This is a genomic window from Neisseria sp. GT4A_CT1 (assembly GCF_000227275.1).
Lineage (GTDB): Bacteria > Pseudomonadota > Gammaproteobacteria > Burkholderiales > Neisseriaceae > Neisseria.
The window spans coordinates 166872-192035 of sequence record NZ_JH164965.1 but is presented as its reverse complement, the minus strand read 5'-3'; the positions used below and the strand labels follow the sequence as shown (position 1 = coordinate 192035).

The 25164-nt window shown below is 51.9% G+C and carries 24 protein-coding genes and 2 pseudogenes; 11 read left to right on the top strand and 15 right to left on the bottom strand.

Going from position 1 to position 25164, the window contains the following annotated elements; translation table 11 throughout:
- Positions 1-91: 91 nt before the first annotated feature.
- The 5 genes from leuD to leuC all read right to left on the bottom strand — a co-directional run bounded on the left by leuD (position 92) and on the right by leuC (position 3061).
- On the bottom strand, positions 92-733 hold the full coding sequence (gene leuD, locus HMPREF1028_RS03610; protein WP_003742170.1) for a 3-isopropylmalate dehydratase small subunit: 642 nt from the start codon (positions 731-733) through the stop codon (positions 92-94).
- Between the two features lie 76 nt (positions 734-809).
- Entirely contained in the window at positions 810-947 is a 138-nt protein-coding gene (locus HMPREF1028_RS03605) for a lipoprotein (RefSeq protein WP_009311431.1), read from the bottom strand.
- 32 nt (positions 948-979) lie between these two features.
- Positions 980-1117, bottom strand: a complete 138-nt coding sequence (locus tag HMPREF1028_RS03600; RefSeq protein WP_003742168.1) for an entericidin A/B family lipoprotein — start codon at positions 1115-1117, stop codon at positions 980-982.
- A gap of 216 nt (positions 1118-1333) precedes the next feature.
- On the bottom strand, positions 1334-1555 hold the full coding sequence (locus tag HMPREF1028_RS03595; protein WP_029609583.1) for a hypothetical protein: 222 nt from the start codon (positions 1553-1555) through the stop codon (positions 1334-1336).
- A gap of 96 nt (positions 1556-1651) precedes the next feature.
- Positions 1652-3061 (bottom strand): 3-isopropylmalate dehydratase large subunit, encoded by a 1410-nt coding sequence (leuC, locus tag HMPREF1028_RS03590; protein WP_009311426.1) that lies wholly within the window; start codon positions 3059-3061, stop codon positions 1652-1654.
- Positions 3062-3328: 267 nt separating this feature from the next.
- Between leuC and gshA the strand changes: the two genes are divergently transcribed.
- The 3 genes from gshA to HMPREF1028_RS03575 all read left to right on the top strand — a co-directional run bounded on the left by gshA (position 3329) and on the right by HMPREF1028_RS03575 (position 8680).
- On the top strand, positions 3329-4681 hold the full coding sequence (gene gshA, locus HMPREF1028_RS03585; protein WP_009311424.1) for a glutamate--cysteine ligase: 1353 nt from the start codon (positions 3329-3331) through the stop codon (positions 4679-4681).
- Positions 4682-4946: 265 nt separating this feature from the next.
- Positions 4947-7721, top strand: coding sequence for a DNA gyrase subunit A (gene gyrA / locus HMPREF1028_RS03580; RefSeq protein ID WP_009311423.1), 2775 nt, complete (start codon positions 4947-4949; stop codon positions 7719-7721).
- A gap of 239 nt (positions 7722-7960) precedes the next feature.
- Complete coding sequence (locus HMPREF1028_RS03575) at positions 7961-8680, top strand: SDR family oxidoreductase (RefSeq protein WP_003761605.1); 720 nt, start codon at positions 7961-7963, stop codon at positions 8678-8680.
- A 137-nt stretch (positions 8681-8817) separates the two neighbouring features.
- On the opposite strand, the gene hisH is transcribed toward HMPREF1028_RS03575, so the two are convergent.
- The 3 genes from hisH to HMPREF1028_RS03560 all read right to left on the bottom strand — a co-directional run bounded on the left by hisH (position 8818) and on the right by HMPREF1028_RS03560 (position 12182).
- Positions 8818-9462 carry an imidazole glycerol phosphate synthase subunit HisH gene (gene hisH, locus HMPREF1028_RS03570; protein WP_009311421.1) on the bottom strand — a complete coding sequence of 215 codons (645 nt, stop codon included), beginning with the start codon at positions 9460-9462 and terminating at the stop codon, positions 8818-8820.
- Between the two features lie 245 nt (positions 9463-9707).
- A complete protein-coding gene (locus HMPREF1028_RS03565; protein ID WP_009311419.1) occupies positions 9708-11873 on the bottom strand; it encodes a heavy metal translocating P-type ATPase in 2166 nt (721 codons plus the stop codon).
- Between the two features lie 99 nt (positions 11874-11972).
- On the bottom strand, positions 11973-12182 hold the full coding sequence (locus tag HMPREF1028_RS03560) for a heavy-metal-associated domain-containing protein (RefSeq protein ID WP_003674677.1): 210 nt from the start codon (positions 12180-12182) through the stop codon (positions 11973-11975).
- 147 nt (positions 12183-12329) lie between these two features.
- Here HMPREF1028_RS03560 and cueR point away from each other — a divergent pair, with 147 nt between their 5' ends.
- The 5 genes and pseudogenes from cueR (at position 12330) to rpoH (ending at position 17180) form a co-directional block, all read left to right on the top strand.
- Positions 12330-12722 (top strand): Cu(I)-responsive transcriptional regulator, encoded by a 393-nt coding sequence (gene cueR / locus HMPREF1028_RS03555; protein ID WP_009311410.1) that lies wholly within the window; start codon positions 12330-12332, stop codon positions 12720-12722.
- Between the two features lie 10 nt (positions 12723-12732).
- Positions 12733-13111 (top strand): annotated as a pseudogene (locus tag HMPREF1028_RS03550) (transposase); the annotation flags it as partial.
- A 442-nt stretch (positions 13112-13553) separates the two neighbouring features.
- Positions 13554-14420: a DUF808 domain-containing protein gene (locus HMPREF1028_RS03540; protein ID WP_009311408.1), complete on the top strand. Its 867-nt coding sequence runs from the start codon at positions 13554-13556 to the stop codon at positions 14418-14420.
- Between the two features lie 81 nt (positions 14421-14501).
- Positions 14502-16043, top strand: a complete 1542-nt coding sequence (gene lnt, locus HMPREF1028_RS03535; RefSeq protein ID WP_009311407.1) for an apolipoprotein N-acyltransferase — start codon at positions 14502-14504, stop codon at positions 16041-16043.
- A 273-nt stretch (positions 16044-16316) separates the two neighbouring features.
- Positions 16317-17180 (top strand): RNA polymerase sigma factor RpoH, encoded by an 864-nt coding sequence (gene rpoH, locus HMPREF1028_RS03530; RefSeq protein ID WP_003744881.1) that lies wholly within the window; start codon positions 16317-16319, stop codon positions 17178-17180.
- An 81-nt stretch (positions 17181-17261) separates the two neighbouring features.
- Here rpoH and HMPREF1028_RS03525 read toward each other — a convergent pair whose 3' ends face one another.
- The gene (locus HMPREF1028_RS03525; RefSeq protein ID WP_009311406.1) at positions 17262-17663 is read right to left on the bottom strand and encodes a cytochrome c; all 402 of its coding nucleotides are present in this window, start codon (positions 17661-17663) and stop codon (positions 17262-17264) included.
- 213 nt (positions 17664-17876) lie between these two features.
- On the bottom strand, positions 17877-18887 hold the full coding sequence (gene hemH / locus HMPREF1028_RS03520; RefSeq protein ID WP_009311405.1) for a ferrochelatase: 1011 nt from the start codon (positions 18885-18887) through the stop codon (positions 17877-17879).
- 150 nt (positions 18888-19037) lie between these two features.
- Here hemH and HMPREF1028_RS03515 point away from each other — a divergent pair, with 150 nt between their 5' ends.
- The 3 genes from HMPREF1028_RS03515 to HMPREF1028_RS03505 all read left to right on the top strand — a co-directional run bounded on the left by HMPREF1028_RS03515 (position 19038) and on the right by HMPREF1028_RS03505 (position 20122).
- Entirely contained in the window at positions 19038-19313 is a 276-nt protein-coding gene (locus tag HMPREF1028_RS03515; protein ID WP_009311404.1) for a type B 50S ribosomal protein L31, read from the top strand.
- Positions 19313-19438 (top strand): type B 50S ribosomal protein L36, encoded by a 126-nt coding sequence (gene ykgO / locus HMPREF1028_RS03510; RefSeq protein WP_003685279.1) that lies wholly within the window; start codon positions 19313-19315, stop codon positions 19436-19438. Before HMPREF1028_RS03515 ends, ykgO begins: the two co-directional genes overlap by 1 nt.
- Positions 19439-19711: 273 nt before the next feature.
- Positions 19712-20122, top strand: coding sequence for an MliC family protein (locus HMPREF1028_RS03505; protein WP_003761628.1), 411 nt, complete (start codon positions 19712-19714; stop codon positions 20120-20122).
- A gap of 298 nt (positions 20123-20420) precedes the next feature.
- Here the strand turns inward: HMPREF1028_RS03505 and HMPREF1028_RS03500 are convergent, their stop codons facing one another.
- The 5 genes and pseudogenes from HMPREF1028_RS03500 to HMPREF1028_RS03485 all read right to left on the bottom strand — a co-directional run bounded on the left by HMPREF1028_RS03500 (position 20421) and on the right by HMPREF1028_RS03485 (position 25092).
- Complete coding sequence (locus tag HMPREF1028_RS03500; protein ID WP_009311403.1) at positions 20421-21689, bottom strand: DUF945 family protein; 1269 nt, start codon at positions 21687-21689, stop codon at positions 20421-20423.
- A gap of 246 nt (positions 21690-21935) precedes the next feature.
- Positions 21936-22130 carry a YbdD/YjiX family protein gene (locus HMPREF1028_RS03495; protein ID WP_003744600.1) on the bottom strand — a complete coding sequence of 65 codons (195 nt, stop codon included), beginning with the start codon at positions 22128-22130 and terminating at the stop codon, positions 21936-21938.
- On the bottom strand, positions 22120-24201 hold the full coding sequence (locus HMPREF1028_RS03490) for a carbon starvation CstA family protein (protein WP_009311402.1): 2082 nt from the start codon (positions 24199-24201) through the stop codon (positions 22120-22122). The genes HMPREF1028_RS03495 and HMPREF1028_RS03490 overlap by 11 nt, the downstream gene beginning before the upstream one ends.
- A gap of 376 nt (positions 24202-24577) precedes the next feature.
- A pseudogene (locus HMPREF1028_RS15320) lies at positions 24578-24765 on the bottom strand (hypothetical protein); the annotation flags it as partial.
- Positions 24742-25092 carry a hypothetical protein gene (locus HMPREF1028_RS03485; protein WP_009311400.1) on the bottom strand — a complete coding sequence of 117 codons (351 nt, stop codon included), beginning with the start codon at positions 25090-25092 and terminating at the stop codon, positions 24742-24744. The pseudogene HMPREF1028_RS15320 and the gene HMPREF1028_RS03485, both read right to left, overlap by 24 nt.
- Positions 25093-25164 lie beyond the last annotated feature (72 nt).

The following is a 25164-nucleotide window of genomic DNA, read 5'->3' as shown; positions in this document are numbered from 1 at the left end:
TGATGGTAAAGAGTAACGATCTGATTGTGTGTTAATAAAAGAGGTCGTCTGAAAATTCGCTACGCTCGTTTTCAGACGACCTCATCGTTTATCAACCGTTAAACAGCCAAGGCTGGCTTTGGCGGCGTTTTTCTTCGAAATCGCGGATTTCATCGGCATGTTGCAGGGTTAAGCCGATTTCGTCCAAGCCGTTTAAGAGGCAGTGTTTGCGGTGTTCGGTAATGTCGAATTTGAACGTTTCGCCGCTAGGCGTGGTCAGGGTTTGTTCGGCAAGGTCGATGGAGAGCTGATAGCCTTCGTTGGCTTCGACTTCTTTGAAGAGCTGGTCGACTTGTTCTTCGGTCAACACGATGGGCAGGAGGCCGTTTTTGTAGCAGTTGTTGAAGAAGATGTCGGCGAAGCTGGGGGCGATGACGGCGCGGAAACCGTAGTCATCCAATGCCCAAGGGGCGTGTTCGCGCGAGGAGCCGCAGCCGAAGTTTTTGCGTGTCAACAGGATTTGCGCGCCTTGGTAACGCGGCTGGTTCAGCGAGAAATCGGGGTTCAGCGGGCGTTTGCTATTGTCCATGCCCGGTTCGCCGTGGTCGAGGTAACGCCATTCGTCAAAGGCATTGGGACCGAAGCCGCTTCGTTTGATGGATTTTAAAAATTGTTTGGGGATGATGGCGTCGGTGTCAACATTGCTGCGATCGAGCGGAGCGACGATGGCGGTGATTTTGGTAAAGGCTTTCATGTTCTGTACTTTTTCGTTTGTCGAGGATTATAAAATGCCCCGATTTCCGGGGCATTTACGTTTAAATTTTGTTTAGTCAGTAGGTTTTGACATTTTCAGCGGTATTGCTGACAGCAGTACCGGCGGCACTGACGTCTTTAGCTACGCCTGAAATAGTGTTGCAGGCAGAGAGCAAGGTCATCGCGGTAAGTGCGATTAGGGCAAATTTCTTCATGTATGGATTCCTGCGTAAAATTGGATTTTGGATTAGTAATTTTTTACAGACTCAGCAGAACCACTGACTGCGTTACCGGCGGCGCTGACATCTTTGCCCATACCGGAAATGGTGTTGCAGGCAGACAGCAAGGTCATAGCGGTCAAAGCAATGAGGGCGAATTTTTTCATTTGAAGCTCCTAATAGTTTGAAAAGTACAGTCTGTGTTACTGTATTACTAATAATATTCGGCATCTTCACAAAAGGCAATAGTTGGTATAAATGAAAAAATGCGGAGTTACATGAATATAAACGGTGGTTTGAGTAAAGGTTTTTATAACTCTTATTGTTTGCGTAGTAGGCTGCCTGAAAATATATTTTAGGCAGCCTTGTGTAAAGATAGCAGTTTATTCAGTAGCTTCTTCAATTTTTTCGCCGACATGGGTCATGCCGCGGCCAACAGCGTTACCGCCTTTTTTCACGGCAGCTTTGGTTTTGTCCCAGCCGCGCTCGGCAGCGTTTTCTGTTTTATCCCAGTTGCGGCTAGCGTCATCTTTCGCTCCGGACCAAGTGCTGGAGCAGGCAGCCAGGGTAAGGGCAGCAAGGGTGGTTATCAACAGTTTGTTCATCATTGGATTCCTTGATTTAAGAGTTGGAGAATCTCCTTTGCGCGGAGATGGTGGTTACAGACGACCTTTGGTGGTTATGCAAGGTCGTCTGAAAGATTATGCCATGGTACGGATGTCGGTAAAGCGTCCGTTTACCGCGGCGGCTGCAGCCATAGCGGGGCTGACCAGGTGCGTGCGTCCGCCGTTGCCTTGGCGGCCTTCGAAGTTGCGGTTGGAAGTGGAGGCGCAGCGTTGGCCCGGAGTGAGGCGGTCGGCGTTCATGGCGAGACACATCGAGCAACCCGGTTCGCGCCATTCGAAACCGGCATCAATGAAGATTTTGTCCAAGCCTTCCTGTTCCGCCTGCCGTTTAACCAAGCCGGAGCCGGGAACGATTAACACGCGCTGTACATTGTCGGCTTTTTTACGGCCTTTGACGACGGCGGCGGCTTCGCGCAAATCTTCGATGCGGCTGTTGGTGCAGGAGCCGATGAATACGATGTCGACGGGGATTTCGTTCAGCGGCGTGCCGGCTTCCAAACCCATGTATTCGAGGGCGCGTTCCATGCCGCTGCGTTTGACGGGATCGGTTTCTTCGGCAGGATTCGGTACTTTGCCGCTGATGTCCAAAACCATTTCGGGCGATGTGCCCCATGTTACTTGCGGTTCGATGTCTTCGGCTTTGAAACGGTATTCTTTGTCGAATACCGCGCCTTCGTCGGAAACCAGCGTGCGCCAGTATTCGACGGCTTTGTCCCATGCTTCGCCTTTGGGTGCGAAGGGTTTGTCTTTGACATAGTCAATGGTGGTTTGATCGACGGCAACCATGCCGGAGCGCGCCCCTGCTTCGATCGCCATGTTGCACAGGGTCATGCGGCCTTCCATAGAGAGGCTACGGATGGCTTCGCCGCCGAACTCGATGGCGTAGCCCGTGCCGCCTGCCGTACCGATTTGTCCGATGATGTAGAGGGCAACGTCTTTAGCGGTAACGCCCGGTTTCAGACGACCTTCAACGGTAATCAGCATGGATTTGGATTTTTTCGCGGTAATACACTGGGTCGCCATGGTGTGTTCGACTTCGGAAGTGCCGATACCGTGTGCCAGTGCGCCGAATGCGCCGTGGGTAGAGGTGTGCGAGTCGCCGCAGACGACGGTCATGCCGGGCAGGGTTGCGCCTTGTTCCGGCCCCATAACATGAACGATGCCTTGACCTTTATCCATGAACGGGAAGTAGGCGAGTGCGCCGAACTCTTTGATATTTTTGTCCAAAGTATCGACTTGAAGCTTGGAAATCGGGTCTTGGATGCCTTTGTCCCAATCGCCGGTCGGGGTGTTGTGGTCGGCGGTGGAGACGACGCTGTCGATACGCCACAGCTTGCGTCCCGCCATTTTCAGGCCTTCAAACGCTTGCGGGCTGGTGACTTCGTGCACTAAATGGCGGTCGATGTAGAGCAGGACAGTGCCGTCTTCTTCTTCGCGGACGACGTGGCTGTTCCAGAGTTTGTCGTATAGGGTTTGTGCGCTCATGATGGGTTATCTTTGCTTATTAATAATAGGAGTAGATGGTTTGTTTTGATGGGCGGATTTTAGGCTTTTTGCAGGGGTAGCGCAATAGAAATTTGTCTAATTTCTACTTTTTCACATAAAAATCTAAAAATAACTTTCAAAAATTAGACAAATTGTAGAATTGTTGACAAAAAGAGGTATTTTATTTGAAACAATGCTTGTCGTACCGCCTAAAAAAGCACTATCATTTCCATCCGTATCCCACATCCGACAACAGAGGTATAGAGAATGAAATTACCGGTTATGGCTGCCGAACATCTGTCGCAACTTCAGGCGTTTGAAGCGAAAATCTTGTGCAACCACGCTAAAATCGAAGCATGGTTCCGTTCGCAATGGAACGCGCACCGCCCGCCGTTTTACGGTTCGGTCGACATCCGCAATGCCGGTTACAAAATTTCGTCTATTGATATGAACTTGTTCCCCGGCGGTTTCAACAACCTGAATCCGAATTTCATCCCGCTGGCGGCAGTCGCGGCGCAAGATGCGGTTCAGCGTGCTTGCGAAACGGCAAAATCCGTATTGATTATTCCCGAAAACCATACCCGCAACACGTTTTACCTGCAAAACGTTTACGCACTCAGCGAGATTTTGCGCTCGGCAGGGTATGAAGTCCGTTTGGGCAGCCTGAATCCGGAAGTTACCGAACCGACCGAGTTTGAAACCGCGTTAGGCGACAAAATCCTGCTGGAACCTTTATTGCGTACCCGCGAGCGCGTCCATCTTGCCGACGGCTTCTCGCCTTGCGTCGTCTTGTTGAACAACGACTTGTCCGCGGGCGTTCCCGATATTCTCAAAGACATCAGCCAAACCGTATTGCCTCCGCTGCACGGCGGTTGGACGACGCGCCGCAAAACAGAACATTTCAGCGCATACAACCAAGTCGCCGCCGAATTTGCCAAGCTGATTGACATCGACGAATGGCAGATTAACCCGTATTTCGAAAAAATCGGCGGTTTGGACTTCCAAGAGCGCGAAGGTGAAGACGCGTTGGCGGAAGCGGTAGAACGCGTGCTGGCGAAAATTCAAGCCAAATACGACGAATTGGGCATTGCCGACCAGCCTTTCGTTATCGTCAAAGCCGACGCAGGTACTTACGGCATGGGCGTGATGAGCATCAAATCCGCCGACGAAGTGCGCGGGTTGAACCGCAAAAACCGCAACAAAATGGCGAAGGTGAAAGAAGGCTTGGAAGTCAGCGAAGTGATTGTCCAAGAAGGCATTTATACCTATGAAACCATGAACGGCGCCGTGTGCGAACCCGTCGTTTATATGATGGACCGTTTCGTTATCGGCGGCTTCTTCCGCGTACACGAAGGACGCGGCGCGGACGAAAACCTCAACGCCGGCGGCATGGTATTCGTCCCGCTGTCCAATAGCATCCCCACCGGCAGCGGCGACAACTCCCAAGAAGCCCCCGAAGCCTGTAAACGCGTATTCGAACAATGGGACTCGCTCGGCATGCCGCGCTCTGAAAAAGATTGCGACGTGGACAACGAACACAACCGCCTCTACGTTTACGGCGTAATGGCGCGCCTGTCGCTGCTTGCCGCCGCGCTTGAGTTGGAGCAAACCGCTCCGTAAAGCGTGTTTGGTCTGATTATTTAAAATAGTAAAGGTCGTCTGAAAACCATAGTTTAGGTTTTCAGACGACCTTTTTATATGGGCAGGTAGGATATGGCAGACAACCCATGAAGGCAGCAAGTCGCAGATACTACGTGTAGCATCGCAGCTGTAGCGAAAAATCAGTTTATTCACCATACGATTCGAAAGGGATGCAAAAAGCCCGAAAAGCACGGTTTTATGCTAAAATTCCCATCTATTTTTGCCATACGAAATAAAGAAAACCATGACCGACGCAACTATCCGCAACGACCATAAATTCGCACTCGAAACCCTGCCCGTCAGCCTTGAAGACGAAATGCGCAAAAGCTATCTCGATTACGCCATGAGCGTGATTGTCGGCCGCGCGCTGCCCGATGTGCGCGACGGTTTGAAGCCGGTGCACCGCCGCGTGCTTTACGCCATGCACGAGCTGAAAAACAACTGGAACGCCGCCTACAAAAAATCGGCGCGTATCGTCGGCGATGTCATCGGTAAATACCATCCGCACGGTGATTCCGCGGTTTACGACACCATCGTGCGCATGGCGCAGGATTTCTCGATGCGCTACGTCTTAATCGACGGTCAGGGCAACTTCGGTTCGGTTGACGGCGACGGCGCCGCGGCCATGCGTTATACCGAAATCCGCATGGCGAAAATCGCTCACGAAATGCTGGCGGACATCGAAGAAGAAACCGTCAATTTCGGTCCGAACTACGACGGCAGCGAACACGAACCGCTGGTGTTGCCGACCCGCTTTCCCGCGCTGTTGGTCAACGGCTCGTCCGGTATCGCCGTCGGTATGGCGACCAACATCCCGCCGCACAACCTCACAGACACCATCAACGCCTGTCTGCGTCTTTTGGACGAACCCGAAACCGAAATCGACGAATTAATCAACATCCTGCAAGCCCCCGATTTCCCGACCGGCGCAACCATCTACGGCTTGAGCGGCGTGCGCGAAGGCTATAAAACCGGCCGCGGCCGCGTCGTCATGCGCGGTAAAACCCATATCGAGCCCATAGGCAAAAACGGCGAACGCGAAGCCATCATCATCGACGAAATTCCGTATCAGGTGAACAAAGCCAAGCTGGTGGAAAAAATCGGCGAGTTGGTGCGCGAAAAAACGTTGGAAGGCGTATCCGACCTGCGCGACGAATCCGACAAATCCGGTATGCGCGTCGTTATCGAATTGAAACGTAACGAAAACGCCGAAGTCGTTTTAAACCAACTCTACAAACTCACCCAGCTTCAAGACAGCTTCGGCATCAATATGGTTGCTTTGGTTGACGGTCAGCCGCGCCTGTTGAACCTGAAACAGATTTTGGCGGAATTTCTGCGCCACCGTCGCGAAGTCGTTACCCGCCGCACCCTGTTCCGCCTGAAAAAAGCGCGTCATGAAGGCCATATCGCCGAAGGTAAAGCCGTCGCCTTGTCCAATATCGACGAGATGATTCGATTGATTAAAGAATCCGCCGACGCGCCCGAGGCCAAAGAAAAACTGCTTTCCCGCGCATGGCGCAGCGGTTTGGTGGAAGACATGCTGAGCCGTACCGACCTCGACCTGCGTATGGCGAGCCCTGAAGGTCTGCCCGCCAATCTCGGCTTGCAGGAACAAGGCTATTATCTGAGCGAAATCCAAGCCGACGCCATCCTGCGCATGAGCTTGCGCAACCTGACCGGCCTCGACCAAGAAGAAATCGTCGGCGATTACAAAACCATCATGGCAAAAATTATCGACTATTTGGACATTTTGGCGAAACCGGAACGCATCACCCAAATCATCCGCGAAGAATTGGAAGAAACCAAAACCAATTTCGGCGACGAACGCCGCAGCGAAATCAACCCGTTTGGCGGCGACATTGCCGATGAAGACCTGATTCCGCAACGTGAAATGGTCGTTACCCTGACCCACGGCGGCTATATCAAAACCCAGCCGACTACCGATTATCAGGCGCAGCGTCGCGGCGGGCGCGGCAAACAGGCGGCGGCTACCAAAGACGAAGACTTCATCGAAACCCTGTTCGTTGCGAACACGCATGACTATTTGATGTGTTTCACCAATCTCGGCAAGTGCCACTGGATTAAGGTTTACAAACTACCCGAAGGCGGACGCAACAGCCGCGGCCGTCCGATTAACAACGTCATCCAGTTGGAAGAAGGCGAAAAAGTCAGCGCCATCCTCGCCGTGCGCGAATTCCCCGAAGACCAATACGTCTTCTTCGCCACCGCACAAGGCATGGTGAAAAAAGTCCAGCTTTCCGCCTTTAAAAACGTCCGCAGCCAAGGCATCAAAGCCATCGCGCTCAAAGAAGGCGACTACCTCGTCGGCGCCGCGCAAACCAGCGGCTCGGACGACATCATGCTGTTCTCCAACTTGGGCAAAGCCATCCGCTTCAACGAATACTGGGAAAAATCCGGCAACGACGAAGCGGAAGATGCCGACATCGAAACCGAGATTTTAGACGACCTCGAAGATGAAACCGCCGACAACGAAAATGCCCTGCCAAACGGCAAACACGGTGTGCGTCCGTCCGGTCGCGGCAGTGGCGGCCTGCGCGGTATGCGCCTGCCTGCCGACGGCAAAATCGTCAGCCTGATTACCTTCGCCCCCGAAGCCGCGCAAAGCGATTTGCAAGTATTGACCGCCACCGCCAACGGCTACGGCAAACGTACCCCGATTGCCGATTACAGCCGTAAAAACAAAGGCGGACAAGGCAATATCGCCATCAACACCGGCGAGCGCAACGGCGATTTGGTCGCCGCAACCTTGGTCGGCGAAACCGACGACCTGATGCTGATTACCAGCGGCGGCGTCCTCATCCGCACCAAAGTCGAACAAATCCGCGAAACCGGCCGCGCCGCAGCAGGCGTGCGCCTGATTAATCTGGATGAAGGCGAAACCTTGGTATCGCTGGAACGTGTCGCCGAAGAAGCGGAAGATGAAAATACCGAAGTAGAAAATCCGGAAGGCAATGAAGCCGAGAACACCGTATCGGATACTGAAGGCGGCGAAGCGTAAATCAATCTTCCGATTGACCGGAGCCGATTGGCAGGGTCGTCTGAAATAATAGGTTTCACAATATAGTGGATTAAATTTAAATCAGGACAAGGCGACGAAGCCGCAGACAGTACAGATAGTACGGAACCGATTCACTTGGTGCTTCAGCACCTTAGAGAATCGTTCTCTTTGAGCTAAGGCGAGGTAACGCCGTACTGGTTTAAAGTTAAGCTACTATAAATCTAAAAAATGGAGAAATCATGTCAACTTTATCCGATAAAATCATCATGGTAACCGGCGCGTCCCAAGGTTTGGGCGAGCAGGTTGCCAAGGCTTATGCGGCGGCCGGCGCGACCGTCATTTTGGTGGCGCGTCATCAAAAGAAGTTGGAAAAAGTTTATGATGCCATTGTCGATGCCGGCTATCCCGAACCCTTTGCCATCTGCTTCGACTTAATGAGCGCCGAAGAAAAAGAGTTTGACCAATTTGCCGCAACCATTTCCGAGGCGACCGGCGGACGTTTGGACGGTATCGTGCATTGTGCCAGCTATTTCTATGCACTTTCTCCTTTGGATTTCCAGACCGTATCGGAATGGGTCAACCAATATCGGATCAATACCGTTGCGCCGATGGGTTTGACACGCGCAATGCTGCCTTTGCTCAAAGCTTCTTCAGATGCTTCCGTGATTTTTGTCGGAGAGAGTCATGGCGAAGATCCCAAGGCTTATTGGGGAGGGTTCGGCGCGTCTAAAGCCGCGTTGAATTATTTGTGCAAAGTCGCTGCCGACGAGTGGGAACGTTTTGACAACCTGCGCGCCAATGTTCTGATTCCGGGTCCGATTAACTCGCCTCAACGCATCAAGTCCCATCCGGGCGAGTCGAAAAGCGAACGTAAAAACTATACCGACGTATTGCCGCAGTTTGTGTGGTGGGCAAGTCAGGAAAGCAAGGGGCGCAGCGGCGAGATTGTGTACCTCTAAGTTTGAACGGTAACGCGGCAAAATCATCATTTGATGAATGCCGCGTTTTGATTTTCAAAACATTATTGTTGTATCAGGCAAGCAATGCAAAAGGTCGTCTGAAAAATTTCAGACGACCTTCTGCTATAAACAGACTGCTAGGGCTGCCAATCCAAGAAGTTACGCAACAGCAACAATCCCGCGTCGTGGCTTTTTTCCGTGTGGAACTGGGTGGCGAACACATTGTCTTTGCCGACGATGCAGGCAAATTCGTGCGGATATTCGCTGGTAGCAAGGATGGTTTCGGGGTCTTCGGGGGCGAAGTAGTAGCTGTGGACGAAGTAAAAGCGCGTTTCTTGTCCGATGTCTTTAAACAGCGGGTGCGGGCGGGTTTGACGCACTGTATTCCAGCCCATGTGCGGCACTTTCAGACGACCTCCGTGCGCATCGGTTTGGTTGGCGGCGAAGCGTTTGACCCTGCCTTTAAACCAGCCCAGTCCGGCAGTATCGCCTTCTTCGCTGTGTTCGAACAATAATTGCGCGCCGACGCAGATGCCGAAAAACGGTTTGTTTTTTAATCCGTCTTCCACTACCTCGCCCAAACCGCTTTGCCACAGCGCCGCCATGCAGTCGGGCATCGCGCCCTGACCGGGGAAGATGATTTTGTCGGCATCAAGGATGTCTTCGGGGCGGTCGGTCAGATAAATTTCAGCGGCTTTGCCGGACAAGGCTTGCGCGGCTTGTACGGATTTGAGGACGGAATGCAGGTTGCCCATGCCGTAATCGACAATAGCGGTTTTCATGTTTTCTCCTTGATTTTTGGATAACGGGGCAAGGCGGGGAAGGGCATTGCGATGGTAATGATTTTATAGCAAACCCCGAACGCGGAAAATCGTTGCGTTGAGCGGCGGCGAGGGTGGGGCGGCACTATATATGTTACAAAGCCAAGTTTGAAAACTTGGCTCTTTATATCGTCTACCGGATGATGGGTCGTCTGAAATAGGGGCAACTGAAAGAGAAAGCCTTGTTTCAGACGACCTTTTCCATATTACTCAATCTTCACCCGTTTCAACCTCAACGCATTGCCCAACACCGACACCGAGCTTGCCGCCATCGCCGCGCCTGCGATGACGGGGTTTAAGAAGCCGAGTGCGGCAAGCGGGATGCCTAATATGTTGTAGAAGAAGGCGAAAAACAGGTTTTGCTTGATGTTTTTCAACGTCGCCTGCGACACAAGCAGGGCATCGGCGAGCTGGTTGACCGAATGCTGCATCAGCGTGGCGGAGGCGGTGTGTTCGGCAACGTCCGCGCCGCCTTTCATGGCGAAGCTGACGTTGGCGGCGGCGAGGGCAGGCGCGTCGTTGATGCCGTCGCCGACCATCGCCACGGTTTTGCCGGCGGCTTTGAGTTTCTGCACTTCGGCGGCTTTGTCGCGCGGACTCATGTTGCCGAAGGCGTGTGCGATACCCAGTTGTTTGGCGACGTATTCGACCGTGCCTTGGTTGTCGCCGCTCATGATGTAAACGTCGATGCCGTGTTTTTTCAGACGGTCTATGGCTTCGGCGGTATCGGCTTTCAGCGCGTCGGCGAGTGCGAATGCGCCGATGGGTTTGCCGTTGGCGGAAACGGCGACGATGCTTGCGATGCGCCAGACGTCGTCTGAAAGGTTTTCAGGCAACTTTAATTCGGCAAATTCGGCTTTGCCCGCTTTTACCAAGCCCACGCCTTCGACTTCGGCGGTAATGCCTGCGCCGACGACGGTTTGCGCGTTTTGTGCGGCGGGAATCTCCAAACCGCGCGCTTGGGCGGCGGAGACGATGGCGCGGGCGAGCGGGTGGGCGGCGTTTTGTTCGACGGCGGAGGCGAGGCGGTACAAATCGTCTTCGTCAAAGCCGCTGTCGGGCACGCAATAGACGGCGGCAACCTGCGGCCTGCCTTCGGTCAGCGTGCCGGTTTTGTCCAACACGACGGCATCGACGTGGGCGGCTTCTTCCATCGCCGCCGCGTCTTTAAACCAAATCCCGTGTTTCACCGCCTTGCCCATGCCGACCATAATCGCGGCAGGCGTTGCCAAACCGAGCGCGCACGGGCAGGCAATCACCAAAACGGCAACGGCGTGCATTAGCGCCACCGTCCAATCGCCTTTAACCAGCCAAGTGGCGATAAAGGTCAAAAGCGCGATGCCCACGACGGCAGGCACGAACACCGCCGCCGCTTTATCCGCCACGCGCGCAATCGGCGCTTTGCTGCCCTGCGCTTCGGAGAGCGCATTCATCATGTCGCCGAGCAGGGTTTGGCTGCCGAGCTGTGTGGCTCGGTACACCACGCTGCCTTCGGTCATCAGCGCGCCCGCCAACACTTTGCCGCCCGCCTTTTTCTCTTCGGGATTGGATTCGCCGGTAAGGTGGCTCTCGTCCGCCCAGCCGCTGCCGCTTTCGATAATGCCGTCGGCGGCAATGCGTTCGCCGTGGTTGGCGCGGATTAGGTCGCCAATTTGCACTTGGTCGATGGGCAGTTGTTTCCATTCGCCATCGCGTTGCACGTTGACTTGAGTCGGCGTGAGTTTCAGCAGCAAGCCCAAGCTGTTCAGGCTGGATTTTTTGGTGCGGTGTTCCAAAAACTTACCCAGCGACACAAACCCAATCACCATCACGCCCGCTTCAAAATACACATGCGCCATGCCGTGCGCCGCGTGCGGGCTGAAAAACAGCATATAGACGGAATACAGATAAATCGATACCGTGCCGATGGTAACGAGTACGTCCATATTCGCCAGCCCGCCTTTAATACTCGCCCACGCGCTTTTGTAAAACGGGATTGCCAGCCAAAGCTGCACCACACTCGCCAATGCGAACTGCCACAACGGCGGAATCATCCAATCGTGCCGACCAATCATCATGCCCGCCATACCGATAAGGAACGGGATATTGATTGCCAGCAAAAGCCACAGTCGCCAGCTTACATGCGTTGTTTCTTCGGGCTGTGGCAGAGCCTCTTCCGTCTTTTCCTTCGCGCCATAGCCGGTTTTCTCGATGATTTTGGCGATGTCGGCGGCGGAGGTTTGGCTGTCGTCAAACACCACCTGCGCCTCCTCGCTGGCGAAGTTCACCCCCGCCGATTCGACAAAGTCTTTTTTGTTCAACACTTTTTCAATGCGCGAAGCGCAGGCCTGACAGGTCATGCCTTCGATTTGGAAACGGACTTTTTGTTGCATGGTTTCTTCCTTCTGAATGTGGTTGGGCTACCTGAAAAAAGCGGAGCAGGGTTTTCAGGTAGCCTTTGGGGTGTTGCAGTCGATTTGTTGCGATTCGATTTACAAAGCCGCATCAAAGCCGCCGTCTTCCACCGCTTCTATCAGCGCGGCGGGGTTGGTTTGGGCGGGGTCGAATTCCACGACGGCGTTCTTGTTTTCCAGGCTCACTTCGGCCTTGTCCACGCCGTTTACGCCTTCGAGGATGCTGGTAACGCTTTTCACGCAGCCGCCGCAGGTCATGCCTTCGATGTTTAATGTGATGGTTTGCATAGGGTTTCCTTTCTGTTGGAATGAGGCTGAGGTTTTAAAGTCCGTTGCAGCCAAAGCTTTCAGGTAGCCTGAAATGATGGGTCTGCTCTTGCTTTCCCGCTAAGTGCCACCACTATAAAGCTTCACCCGAAGTAAAGGTCAAGCATCATGATGAACATCAGCCAGGCCGCGGCCGAGAGCAGCCTTTCCGCCAAACAAATCCGCGACTACGAAAAGCACGGCCTAATCGCCCCGGCCGCGCGCAGCGAAGCGGGCTACCGCCGCTACGGACAGGCCGACCTTGCCCGGCTGCGCTTTATCCGCCATGCGCGGGAAGTGGGCTTTTCGCTGCCGCAGATCGGGCAGCTTTTGAGCCTGCAACACAACCCGCAGCGCACCAGCCGCGAAGTGAAAACGCTCACCGCGCGGCACATCGCCGAGCTGGAAGCCAAAATCGAACGCTTGCAGGGCATGGTGGCCGAGCTGCAACGCTGGCACGATGCCTGCGCGGGAGACGACTGCCCGGATTGTGCGATTTTGGCCGGGCTGGAGGAGCGTTAGGCGGCTTGGGGCCAATACACATGAGTGCAACCACCTGTTGCCTTTGTTGGAAGGCATTGCCGAAGGGAAGGTACGACCGTCTATGCCGATAAAGGCTATGACAGTAAGGAAAACCGGCAACATCTGAAAGAACATCAGTTGTTGGACGGCATTATGCGCAAAGCCCACCGCAACCGTCCGCTGACGGAAGCGCAAACCAAACGTAACCGCTATTTGTCAAAGACCCGTTATGTGGTCGAACAAAGCTTCGGGACGCTGCACCGTAAATTCCGCTATGCCCGGGCAGCCTTTTTGGTCTGCTCAAAGTGAGTGCGCAAAGCCATCTGAAGGCGATGTGTTTGAACCTGTTGAAAGCGGCTAACAGGCTAAGTGCGCCTGTTTGCGCCTAAAAGGCGGCTCGGATGCCTGATTATGGGGTATCCGGGGAGGATTAAGGGGGGTATTTGGGTAAAATCAGGAGGTATTGGGGGAGGGAAATAGCCGAAAACCTGTGTTTGGGTTTCGTCTGTCGGGGGAAGGGCTTTTTTGCAAAGGTCTCTGCTCATAAAAAAACTGCACCTTGTGAGTTGGAGGGGATGTGTCCAACTTTTGGGGTGCAGTTCAAAAGGGGAGGGCGGTTTTCAGACGACCTTTTTGAGTGGGGCGGAGGGCTTGTTGTCAGATTTAAAATCTCGCAGATACGCATATTTTATGCCGATGCGGCAGGTTTTCAATTAAGCCGCGCCAAATTCCGTTAATTTCCATTAAAGGTCGTCTGAAAGCCTTCGGTGTCATACTTTCTCGGTTATAATAGCCGGCTTCTTCAATCTGACCCTTTTTCGGAAATATATCATGGCATTTGCCTCGCTTTTCACCCTTTTGGACGATATTACCGCTGTCTTGGACGACGTTGCCCTGATGACCAAAATGGCTGCCAAGAAAACGGCGGGCGTGGTCGGCGATGATTTGGCGCTTAATGCGAATCAGGTTACCGGCGTGTCGGCGGAACGCGAGCTGCCGATTATTTGGGCGGTGGCGAAAGGTTCTTTGGTGAACAAGCTGATTTTGGTGCCGCTGGCTTTGCTGCTGTCTGCCTTCTTGCCGAAGCTGATTACGCCTTTATTGATGATAGGCGGGATTTATTTGTGTTTCGAGGGCGTGGAAAAGCTGCTGCATAAGTTTTTACACCGCCACGAAGCGCATGAAGACGAGGAGGCTGCCGCCGAAACGCTGGACGAAAAAACCAAGATTAAAGGCGCGATTCGTACGGATTTCATCCTGTCTGCCGAAATCATTATTATTGCTTTGGGCGTGGTCGAAAAATACGAGCTGATGACCCGTTCGCTGGTGATGGCGGCAATCGGCATCGGTATGACCGCTTTTGTGTACGGTTTGGTCGGCATTATCGTCAAACTCGACGACTTCGGTATGCTGCTGATGCGTCAAAAAAGCACGGGCATCCAAACGGTCGGACGCGGCTTGATTGCCTTTATGCCTTGGTTCATGCGCGGTTTGAGCGTGGTGGGTACGCTTGCCATGTTCCTTGTCGGCGGCGGTCTGATTACCCACAACTTGGGCTTTTTGCATGATTTCTTACACGCGCAACATTGGGACAGCGGCTTGATGGAGCATGTTGCCAACCTTGCCGTCGGGCTGATTGCCGGTGCCATCGCCTGCGCTGTTGCGCTGCCTTTGATGAAGCTGTTTCAAAAACACTAAACAACCGATACGTCGTCTGAAAATGGTTCAACTTTGTTGAGGCTGTATTTTCAGACGACCTCTTATTTTCTTTTCTCTGCAATGAACATTTTCCGCAAACTCGAACAATATTGGCAGCATCCCGTGCTGTACTGGCCACTGGTGATCCTGATCGCCGCCGCCACGCCGTTGACTTTCGCGCCTTATTACCATTTTTGGCTGATGCCCTTGCTGTTTGGCGCATTGATCCGACTGATTGAACTGCGTCCGCGCTTTGCTGTTTCCACCGCCTATCTGTTTGGGCTGATTGCTTATACGACGCAGTTTTATTGGATACATACCGCGCTGCATGATGTTTCCGGCTTGCCTAATTTATACGCGATTCCGCTGACTTTCCTGCTGCCTGCGTTTCTTGCGCTGTATCCTGCCGCCTGTTTTTGGTTGTGGAAGAAATTTCATCTGCCGCGCTGGGTTAAGGTCGGCATCGTGTTGCCGATTTTGTGGACGCTGGCGGAATTTGCCCGCGAACGCCTGCTGACCGGCTTTGGCTGGGGGGCAATCGGCTATTCCCAAATCGTCAAAGAAAGCCCGCTTGCCGGCTTTGCGCCTTTGGGCGGTATTCATCTGGTAACGCTGGCGACGGCATTTGTCAGTGCATGGCTGGTGTTGCTGATTGACAATACGGGTCGTCTGAAACAACGCCTGCTGCCGATGTGCATGATTGTCATGCTGTGTACCGTCGGTTATGTCGCCCAGCAAACCGACTTTACCAAACCCGACGGCAGCACCAGTACCGTCGCGCTCGTGCAGGGCAATATCGAGCAGAGTCTGAAATGGAATGAAGAACAAGTCGTCCCCACCATTCAGAAATACTACGGTCAAATCAGCAAAACATCCGCCGACATCGTTATCCTGCCGGAAACCGCTTTGCCTGTGATGCGTCAGGATTTGCCGGAAAATATCCTGACTCAGTTTGCCGAGCAGGCGCGCACGAACGGCAGCGCATTGGCCGTCGGTATCGGTCAATACACTGCGGACGGCAGCGGATACGAAAACGCCGTAATCAATTTGAGCGACTACGATGATATTTCAGACGACCTCCCGTATTACGCCAAAAATCATCTGGTTCCCTTTGGCGAATACAAACCGCTGCCTTTTTTGACCGAACCGTTGTATAAGCTGATGAATATGCCGCTTGCCGACTTCCGTCGCGGCGGAGCGGGGCAGGCTCCCTTGACGATGAAAGATCAAAAAGTCGCCTTCAACATCTGCTATGAAGACGGCTTTGGCGACGAACTCATTGCTACCGCCAAAAACGCTACGCTGCTTGCCAACGTCAGCAATATGGCGTGGTATGGCGATTCCAACGCCATGTACCAACAGCTCCAGCAATCCCAATCCCGCGCGATGGAGCTTGGACGCTATATGGTCCGTGCCACCAATACCGGTGCAACCGCCATTATTTCTCCCAAAGGCAGCATCATCGCCGAGAGCGAACCCAATACCGATGCCGTCTTGGAAGGGCATATCAAAGGCTATATCGGCGAAACCCCTTATATGAAGGCAGGCGGTTCGCTGTGGCTGATCGGGGTATTATCAATTATTGCCATCGCACTGTTTTTAATCAGGAAAAAAGCAGATTGAGTTTGAAAAAGCGGTCTTTTCATAAGGCCGTTTTTCTTGAACTTTAATATTTACATACAAGAATGTTTGTAATATACTGAACTTATTCCCAGTAAAACAGTCAAATTTTCAAAATCAATCGAATTTCAAAAAGCAAGAAAATCCACCTATCAAACAGTCTTTTACAGAAAAAGGCATTTGACAGCATACGATAGGGCAACAGGCAGTGATATACTGCACGGCAAACAACAAGTAAACAATAGTTTCTACATCATATAAAGGAAAGCAACTCTCATGAATAACGCCTTTGCATTACCCGTCATCCACAGCGGCAACGGCAGCCTTGAGCAATACATTCATACCGTCAACAGCATTCCCATGTTGACGCCCGAAGAAGAAAGCCAACTCGCGGAGCGTCAGCAAAAAGGCGACCTTAACGCCGCCAAACAACTCATTCTTTCCCATTTGCGCGTCGTCGTATCCATCGCACGAGGTTACGACGGCTATGGCCTGAACCAAGCCGACCTTATCCAAGAAGGCAACATCGGACTGATGAAAGCGGTCAAACGCTACGAGCCCAGCCGTGGCGCGCGCCTGTTTTCATTCGCCGTACACTGGATTAAGGCCGAAATCCACGAATTTATCCTGCGCAACTGGCGACTGGTACGTGTAGCGACCACCAAACCGCAACGCAAACTGTTCTTCAATCTGCGCAGTATGCGTAAAAACCTGAATGCCTTGTCTCCGAAAGAAGCGCAAGATATCGCCGACGATTTGGGCGTTAAATTGTCCGAAGTCATGGAAATGGAACAACGCATGACCGGACACGACATCGCCATCATGGCGGACAACAACGATGACGAAGACAGCTTCGCCCCCATCGACTGGCTTGCCGACCACGATGCCGAACCCAGCCGCCAACTGTCCAAACAAGCCCATTACGCCCTGCAAACCGAAGGTCTGCAAAACGCATTGGCGCAACTGGACGACCGCAGCCGCCGTATCGTAGAAAGCCGCTGGCTGCAAGACGATGGCGGATTGACCCTGCACGAATTGGCAGCCGAATACGGCGTATCTGCCGAGCGCATTCGTCAAATCGAAGCCAAAGCCATGCAAAAACTGCGCGGTTTCCTCGCGGAAGAAGCGGAAGCGGTTTAAAAAAACAGTTCAGTAGAAGGAAAAAGGTCGTCTGAAACCCGAAATCTCGGTTTCAGACGACCTTTTTTGTGTATGGATGCCTTATTTTTTCGCTTTGGCCTGTTTGGCGTCTTTTTCGGTAATGGTACCGCCGCCGTTGTTAAACGCATTCATGATATAGGTGGCAACGGCAGCGAGATCGGCATCGTTGATGGCGGTCGCGGGCATAAAGCCGTTGTAAGGTTTACCGTTGACTTTGATGGGGCCGTTGATGCCTTTGGTCATGCTTTGCAGCAATACCTGCGGTTTTTTCATAATATAGTCTGATTGGTAAAGAGGGGGAAACATGGTTCCCCTGCCTTCCCCTTTTTTACCGTGGCAGGCGGCGCAGTTGCTTTCATAAATCTTTTGGCCTTGCGTCATTTGGGCAGCATCGGCGGCAAAAGAGCTGTGGACGGACAGGGTAAAAATTGCAGCCGCCAATATTTTTTTTGTTGTGGTCATGATGTGTCCTTTTTATCGGTGTGGTCTGTTTATCGATAATACAATAAAGGTCGTCTGAAAACAGATTTTTCAGACGACCTTAGACTTAAATCAAATGTAACGCTTTCAGTGGAAATCCGCGGATAGGTTTTAAATGATGATGCTGTCGCAGCTTGGTTTGTGTTTAAAGTCTATCAGTGATCACCAATATCCCTTGTCGGATGATGTATCCGGTTATTGCCAGCCTTGCAGGTTGTTTTTGACCAGTTCGGTCAGGGCGAGAATCCATGCGGGGTGGTCGTTCAAGCAGGGGATGTAGCGGTATTCTTTGCCTCCGGCTGCGTGAAATTGTTCGCGCCCCATGATGGCAATCTCTTCCATGGTTTCCAGACAATCCGCCATAAAGCCCGGACAGAATACGTCCAATTTGCTGACGCCTTGTTTGGGCAGTTGGTCAAACAGGGCTTGTGTGCTGGGCGTTACCCATTTTGCTTTGCCAAATTGGCTTTGGAAGGAAACGATGTATTCTTGCTCGTTTAGGTTGAGCGCTTGGGCAAGAAGTTTCGCGGTATGTCGGCATTCGTCGGGATAAGGGTCGCCGTCGTCGTAATTTTTTTGCGGAATGCCGTGAAAGCTCAACATGAGTTTCTCGCCGCGTCCGTGTTCTTTCCAATATGCTTCAATGTGTTGCTTCATGGCATCGATATAGGCTGCGTCGTCGTAAAAACGCGAAACGGTGCGCAGGCTCATTTGGTTGCGCTGCTTCAGCAGTTGTTGGAACACTTTGTCTAATGCCGCGCCGGTGCTGGAGGCAGCGTATTGCGGATATAAAGGGACAATCAGCAATTTGCCTACGCCTTGGGCTTTCATTTCGGCAAGGACGGTTTCGATGCCTGGGTTGCCATAAGTCATGGCATATCGGACGATGGTGTCGGGCATGGCTTTGGCGAGGGCGTCTGCTTGGCGTTGGGTATAGACGGCAAGCGGAGAGCCTTGTTCAAACCAGATTTTGGCGTAAGCATGTGCGCTTTTCTTGGGACGCAGTGTCAGGACCAAGCCATGCAAAATCGGCTGCCAAAGTAGTTTGGGCAGTTCGACGACGCGTTGGTCCGATAGAAATTCTCGAAGATATGGTTTGACGGCGGCTGCAGTCGGGGCATCGGGCGTGCCGAGATTGAGGAGGAGGACGCCTACACGGTTTTGCTGAGTGTAAGACAGGGAGGGTTCGACGTGGAAAAGCGGCATGATGTGCCTTTGGATTGGAGTGGAAGCCCGTATTGTAGCAATGTGAAGGTCGTCTGAATATGGTCTGCGTTTTCAGACGACCTTTTTTCGGGGTTGTGTTTTAAAGTTTATAATGTATAATGTTATACCATAACATTTATCGGAGGAATGATGAAAGCGAATATCCACCCTGAAAATTACCGTACTGTGCTTTTTTACGACAGTGGTGCCAATGAAGGCTGGCTGATCCGTTCTTGTGCGGATACGCACGGCAAAACGATGGTTTGGAACGATGGTAAAGAATATCCCTTATTTTCTTTGGATACGTCTTCTGCCTCGCATCCCGTCTATACGGGCAAACAGCGCAATGTGAATACCGAAGGCCGCGCCAGCAAGTTCAACCAAAGGTTCCAATCTATGATTTCGTCTTTTAGAAAGGATAAATAATGCAGGTTTTGTCTTCATTGAAAACAGCGAAAAAGCGCCATCGCGATTGTCAAATCGTTCGACGCAAAGGTAAAGTTTACGTCATCTGTAAAAGCAATCCCCGTTTTAAAGCCCGTCAGCGGTAATGTTTTCATATTTTGTAATGCTCTCAATGGATTGCCGCTCGCGATGATTTTCGCGGGCGGTTTTTTTTGTTTTCAGACGACCTCGGACGGGCGGGTAAGTGTGAAGCAATGGTTGAGGGAAGTTTTAATGTTTGCGAAAAAACTACGGAGCTTTGGAAAAAGCTACATTCGGGGCGTGCAGGTAAATTAGGGTAAGCTCCCTTGCTAGACTATAAGGATGTTTATAACATGGAACGACTGTTATGCAGTTCCACATTTTTCAGGAGTATTAATATGAAACTTAAAGCTGTATTGGCCGTAGCGGCTGTTTTGTCCTTGGGTGCTTGTGCTGCCCCTGATTATGATGATAATGATGCTCCTCGCCACGAGCACCGTCATGACCATGGAGATCGCAACTATGATGATCGTGGTCAGTCTAGCGACCGCCGTTCGCCCCAATCTTTTGAGTGTGAAAACGGTTTGTCTGTGACTGTACGCAATCTGGATACCAACCGCGTCGAGTTGAGCCTGGATGACAAACGCGCTGTCTTGTCTTCTGCGGTTTCCGGTTCCGGCGAGCGTTATGTTTCCAACCGAGGTCTGTTCGGTAAAGGTGCGGAATGGCATCAAAAAGGCAGCCAAGCCTTCTTCAGCTTCGTTGATCCTTATGGCAACAAAGTAGACACTTCTTGCAATCAGCGTTAATGACTGCGTGAATTGTTAGGGGATGGCGGGTTTGCGATGCCTATCTCCGTGAAACCAAAAAGGTCGTCTGAAAATTTCAGACGACCTTTTGCTATGGGTAAATGCGAAACCTGTCGGTATAGTGGATTAACTTTAAACCAGTACGGCGTTGCCTCGCCTTAGCTCAAAGAGAACGATTCTCTAAGGTGCTGAAGCACCAAGTGAATCGGTTCCGTACTATCTGTACTGTCTGCGGCTTCGCCGCCTTGTCCTGATTTAAATTTAATCCCCTATATTTTCTAACAGGTTTGCCGGCGGATTATTGGCTGCGTTTGATAATCAGCTTGTCTTCGGTGACTTCGGCATTGAGCGCGGTTGCCATTTCTTTGACGACGTTGTCCAAATCGCTTTCTTTGATATTGGGATCGTATTGAGAAGCCAGTTTGAGCACTTCTCTGATGAAGTTTTTATCGACCTCCGCGTTGACGTTGTATTTCAGCTTACTGAGGAGGTCTTGTTGAAGCTGCTCGTCGTTTTTATATTCGATAGGCGGAATGGAGGCGTCTGCGTCGGCTTTGACCGCGCTGTTGTTCAAGTAGATTTGATTGCCTTTTGAGTCGAATTTGATGCCGGTTTTTAAAAAGGTTTTTGCGGCTTCCATCAGTTCTTTTTGTGTGTCGGGGCTGTTCATATCGACGCACTCTTTACCTTGACGGTCGAAGAATTTATTGATGCGGTCGATACCTTCGCCATTGATATCGCGGAGGTTGAAGTTGTAATGGATGCGGTCGAATTTGATGTTGTTGATGCGGAAGTTTTCGATTTCGCTTTGTCCTTCCATAGCGTATTTGTTGTCTTTTGCAGACTGTTTGCTTCCTGCTTTGATTTTGTCGACAGCGAAATCAAAGGTTTGGTTGCCCATTTTGAATGCGGCAGAGTCTAGGGTAAAGAGGGATGTGCCGTTGCGTAATGCAGTGGTGTCACCTTTTTCCATATCGGCCTGATATTTAACGTTTTTCAAGCTAAATTGGTATCCCGGGCTATCAGGTTTGTCAGGGTGTGAGGCAGTCATGCCGGGCCATTCGAAATTGAAATTATCGATATGGTACTGATGGTCGGCTTTGTGGCCTTTGACAGCCAAAGTCGCCGTTTCCCATTTGACTTCGTCGGAATCGATGTTTAATGAGCCTGCCGGTGTGGTCAGTTTGCCCTCTAATTCGCCACCCCAAGAAAGCACGGTATTGCCGTCCAACCGGAATATTTCTTTATTGTCATCTCCAATCAGATAGAGTTTGGTTTGGATGGTGTAGCCGTTCAGACCGCGGGTAATAATGTCCTCGCCGCGTATTGAGAATTTTGTGTCCTGATGGCACAAGTCGGGCGTGATGTCGCCCCTCCATGAAGCTTTACCCGAAGTGAGGCCCATGTCGAATTTATCCAGAGTGATTTTCAGGCGTTTGTCGGCATCGGGATTGTTTTGGAAATAGTATTCCTGTTTCAATTTGTTGTCGGCATAAATACCGCCGCCAACGGTTGCTCCTCCCAGTGCGGCGATGCCGACTAATGTCGCAATGATGCTTTTCTTCATGTCTTGTCCTTAAGCAGGTGGTAAAAATGTAATGGATGGATTGGAATCGGGTAGATTCAAATCAGCTTGGCGGCAAGATAGGGCAGTTTCCTGTCGAGCTCAAACTGCGGCGCTGCCGGGTTGCGCTTTGGCGGAAATTGGATCAACTGACGGTATTTGCCTATGCCGATTTTAAAATGCCAATATTGTAATATAAAAAGGTCGTCTGAAAACTTTCAGACGACCTTTTTTCAACCGTTCAAGCGATTAACAACATCTTCCGCCGTTTGCGCCGCAGCGGCGTTTGCGGCAGTAGTCTTGAAATTGCAGCTCGGTCATGACGGGGGCGTTGGGATTATGTTTGCGCTGTTGGGCAACGTAGTTTTCATAATCGGGCACGCCTGCCATGAGGTTGGCGGTAAGTTTGGCGGTTTTCCACCAAGCGGCGAGTTTACGCTTCACTTTGTGCCTCCGGTTGTTTGCCGTCGCGGTACACCGCTGGAATTTCTTTAGCGGTTGACCAGCCGACTTTGCGTGCTTTCATGGCGGTACGTACGCCGTAGATGGCAACGATGACGACGACGGAGAGGAACAATGCGGTCAAGCCGGCATTGATTTTGTCGTTGAAGATAATCTGCGACATTTCGCCGATGTCTTTAGCGGGCGCGAGGACTTCGTTTTTAGCCAATGCGTCGCTGTATTTGCCGGCATGGGCAAGGAAGCTGACACGCGGGTCGCTGTGGAACAGTTTTTGCAGACCGGCGTAGCAGGTTACAAACAGTACGCCGATGGCGGGAACGAGTGCTACCCAGACATAACGGTCGCGTTTCATCTTAATCAACACAACGGCACACATAATCAAGGCTACGCCTGCCAGCATTTGGTTGGCGATGCCGAACAAAGGCCAGAGCGAGTTGATGCCGCCCAGCGGGTCGGTCACGCCGGTGTAGAGGAAGTAGCCCCACAATGCCACGGCGAAGAAGGTCGCAATCAGGTTGGCAGGGATGGAGTCGGTGTTGCCGAAAGGTTTGTAGAAGATACTGCCCAAGTCTTGAATCATGAAACGTGCGACGCGCGTACCGGCATCGACGGCGGTCAGGATGAACAAGGCTTCAAACAACAGGGCAAAGTGATACCAGAATGCCATCATGGCTTCGCCCGGAATCAGACGGCTCATGATGTGTGCCATACCGACTGCGAGGGTTGGCGCACCGCCCGCACGGGACAGGATGGTGTTTTCGCCCACTTCCTTAGCGGTGTGCAACAGGGTCGCAGCATCGACGGGGAATTGCAGCTTGGTGGTAATCACTTCGGCGGCAGTATTGGCATCTGTACCGATCAGGGCGGCGGGACTGTTCATGGCGAAGTACACGCCGGGATCAAGCGATGACGCGGCAGCCAAGGCCATAATCGCCACGAAGCTTTCCATAATCATACCGCCGTAACCGATCATGCGGACGTGGGTTTCGTTTTCCAGCATTTTCGGCGTGGTACCGGAAGAAATCAGCGCGTGGAAACCTGAAACCGCACCACAGGCGATGGTAATGAAGAGGAATGGGAACAATGCGCCTGAGAATACCGGGCCGGAACCGTCGATGAAGTGGGTCACGGCAGGCATTTGCAGCGCAGGGCTGACGATGAGGATGCCGATAGCGAGGGCGACAATCGTACCGATTTTCAGGAAGGTAGAGAGATAGTCGCGCGGAGTCAGCAACAGCCATACCGGCAATACCGATGCTACGAAACCGTAAATCATAATCGCCCAAGTGAGCTGGATGCCGTCAAGGTCAAACCAATGACCGATGGAGCTGTGCGCCACATTGTCGCCGTAAATAACCGCCAGCATCAGCAGGATAAAGCCGACGATGGAAATCTCGCCGATTTTGCCCGGACGGATATAGCGGGTGTAAATGCCCATAAACAGCGCAATCGGCATGGTGGCGGCAATCGTGAACGTACCCCAAGGGCTGTGAACCAGTGCTTTCACCACAATCAGCGCCAACACCGCCATGATGATGACCATAATCATCAAAATACCGATGGACGCGATCACGCCCGGGACAGTGCCGAGTTCTTGTTTTACGATATCGCCCAAAGACTTACCGTCGCGGCGCATGGAGACGAACAAGACCATCATGTCTTGTACCGCGCCGGCAAACACTACGCCGAAGATAATCCACAGCGTACCTGGTAGATAACCCATTTGCGCAGCCAGCACGGGACCGACCAAGGGGCCTGCACCCGCAATCGCGGCAAAGTGGTGTCCAAACAATACGCCTTTGTGTGTCGGCACATAGTCCAAACCGTCATTGTGCCGCTCGGCGGGCGTCAGGCGGTTCGGATCAAGCTGCATCACATATTTGGCGATGTAGAGACTGTAAAAACGGTAAGCGATGCAGTACACCGACACGGCGGCGGTGACCATCCATACCGCACTGACCTGCTCGCCCCGACTGAGGGCCAAAGTGGTAAAGGACGCTACGCCGACCAAAACCACAATGCCCCAAATAAGGAACGTTTTGAGCGATTTCATTGTTTAATCCTTAAAATACAAGAGTGAGAATGTTCGGGTTCTTATTGTTGCGGGGGGACAAACTGCATCCCGAAGCATTTATGGAAGAAAAAAATGAAGCGATGATGGTGCGAGAACCCTGGCTTGCAATAATTAATAAACGGGGAAACTAAAACGCCAGAATGTTAACTATTATCAAGCTTAGCGTAAGGTTAACACAATCCGATAACGTGCGGGCTAGATTTAACTCAAACAATCGTCATTCATTACGATATTACCGCCGATTTTTTGACAAATTCTTTACACAATATCCGGACAAAGAGAAAAGGTCGTCTGAAAACCGAATTTTGGTTTTTCAGACGACCTTTTGTAGGGAAAGCGAAAGCTTCAGGAGTTATAGTGGATTAACTTTAAACCAGTACGGCGTTGCCTCGCCTTAGCTCAAAGAGAACGATTCTCTAAGGTGCTGAAGCACCAAGTGAATCGGTTCCGTACTATCTGTACTGTCTGCGGCTTCGTCGCCTTGTCCTGATTTAAAGTTAATCCACTATATTTGCCGGCTTACTGTCGGTTGCGTTGTTTTTCGTTGGCATGTTGCTTAAGGGTGGCGCACATGCCGGCAGTGTTGCCGCCTTTCATCAGCATGGCAGGTTCTCCGTTGATGGTGTAGCCTTCGCTGCCGTTGTCGGTAATGACTGTTTTGTTGTCATCCAGTTGCAGACTGTCCGGCGTTTTCTGCCAGCTGCCGTTTTTGACCTCGTTTTGCACAACCATGCAATAGCTGCCATTTGCCAGAATACCGACAAGCTGCGAATCCATGGTCATGTAAACGCCGGGAGGCGGAGTTTTGGCAAAGACCTGTGTTGACAGCATCAAAGCGGTGGCGGTTAGAAGTTGGAGGGTGTTTTTCATATTAAATTATGCGTTGCCACGTTTCGGGTCGTTCGGGCGCAGTTGGGCGGCGAGTTTGTCGAGGATGCCGTT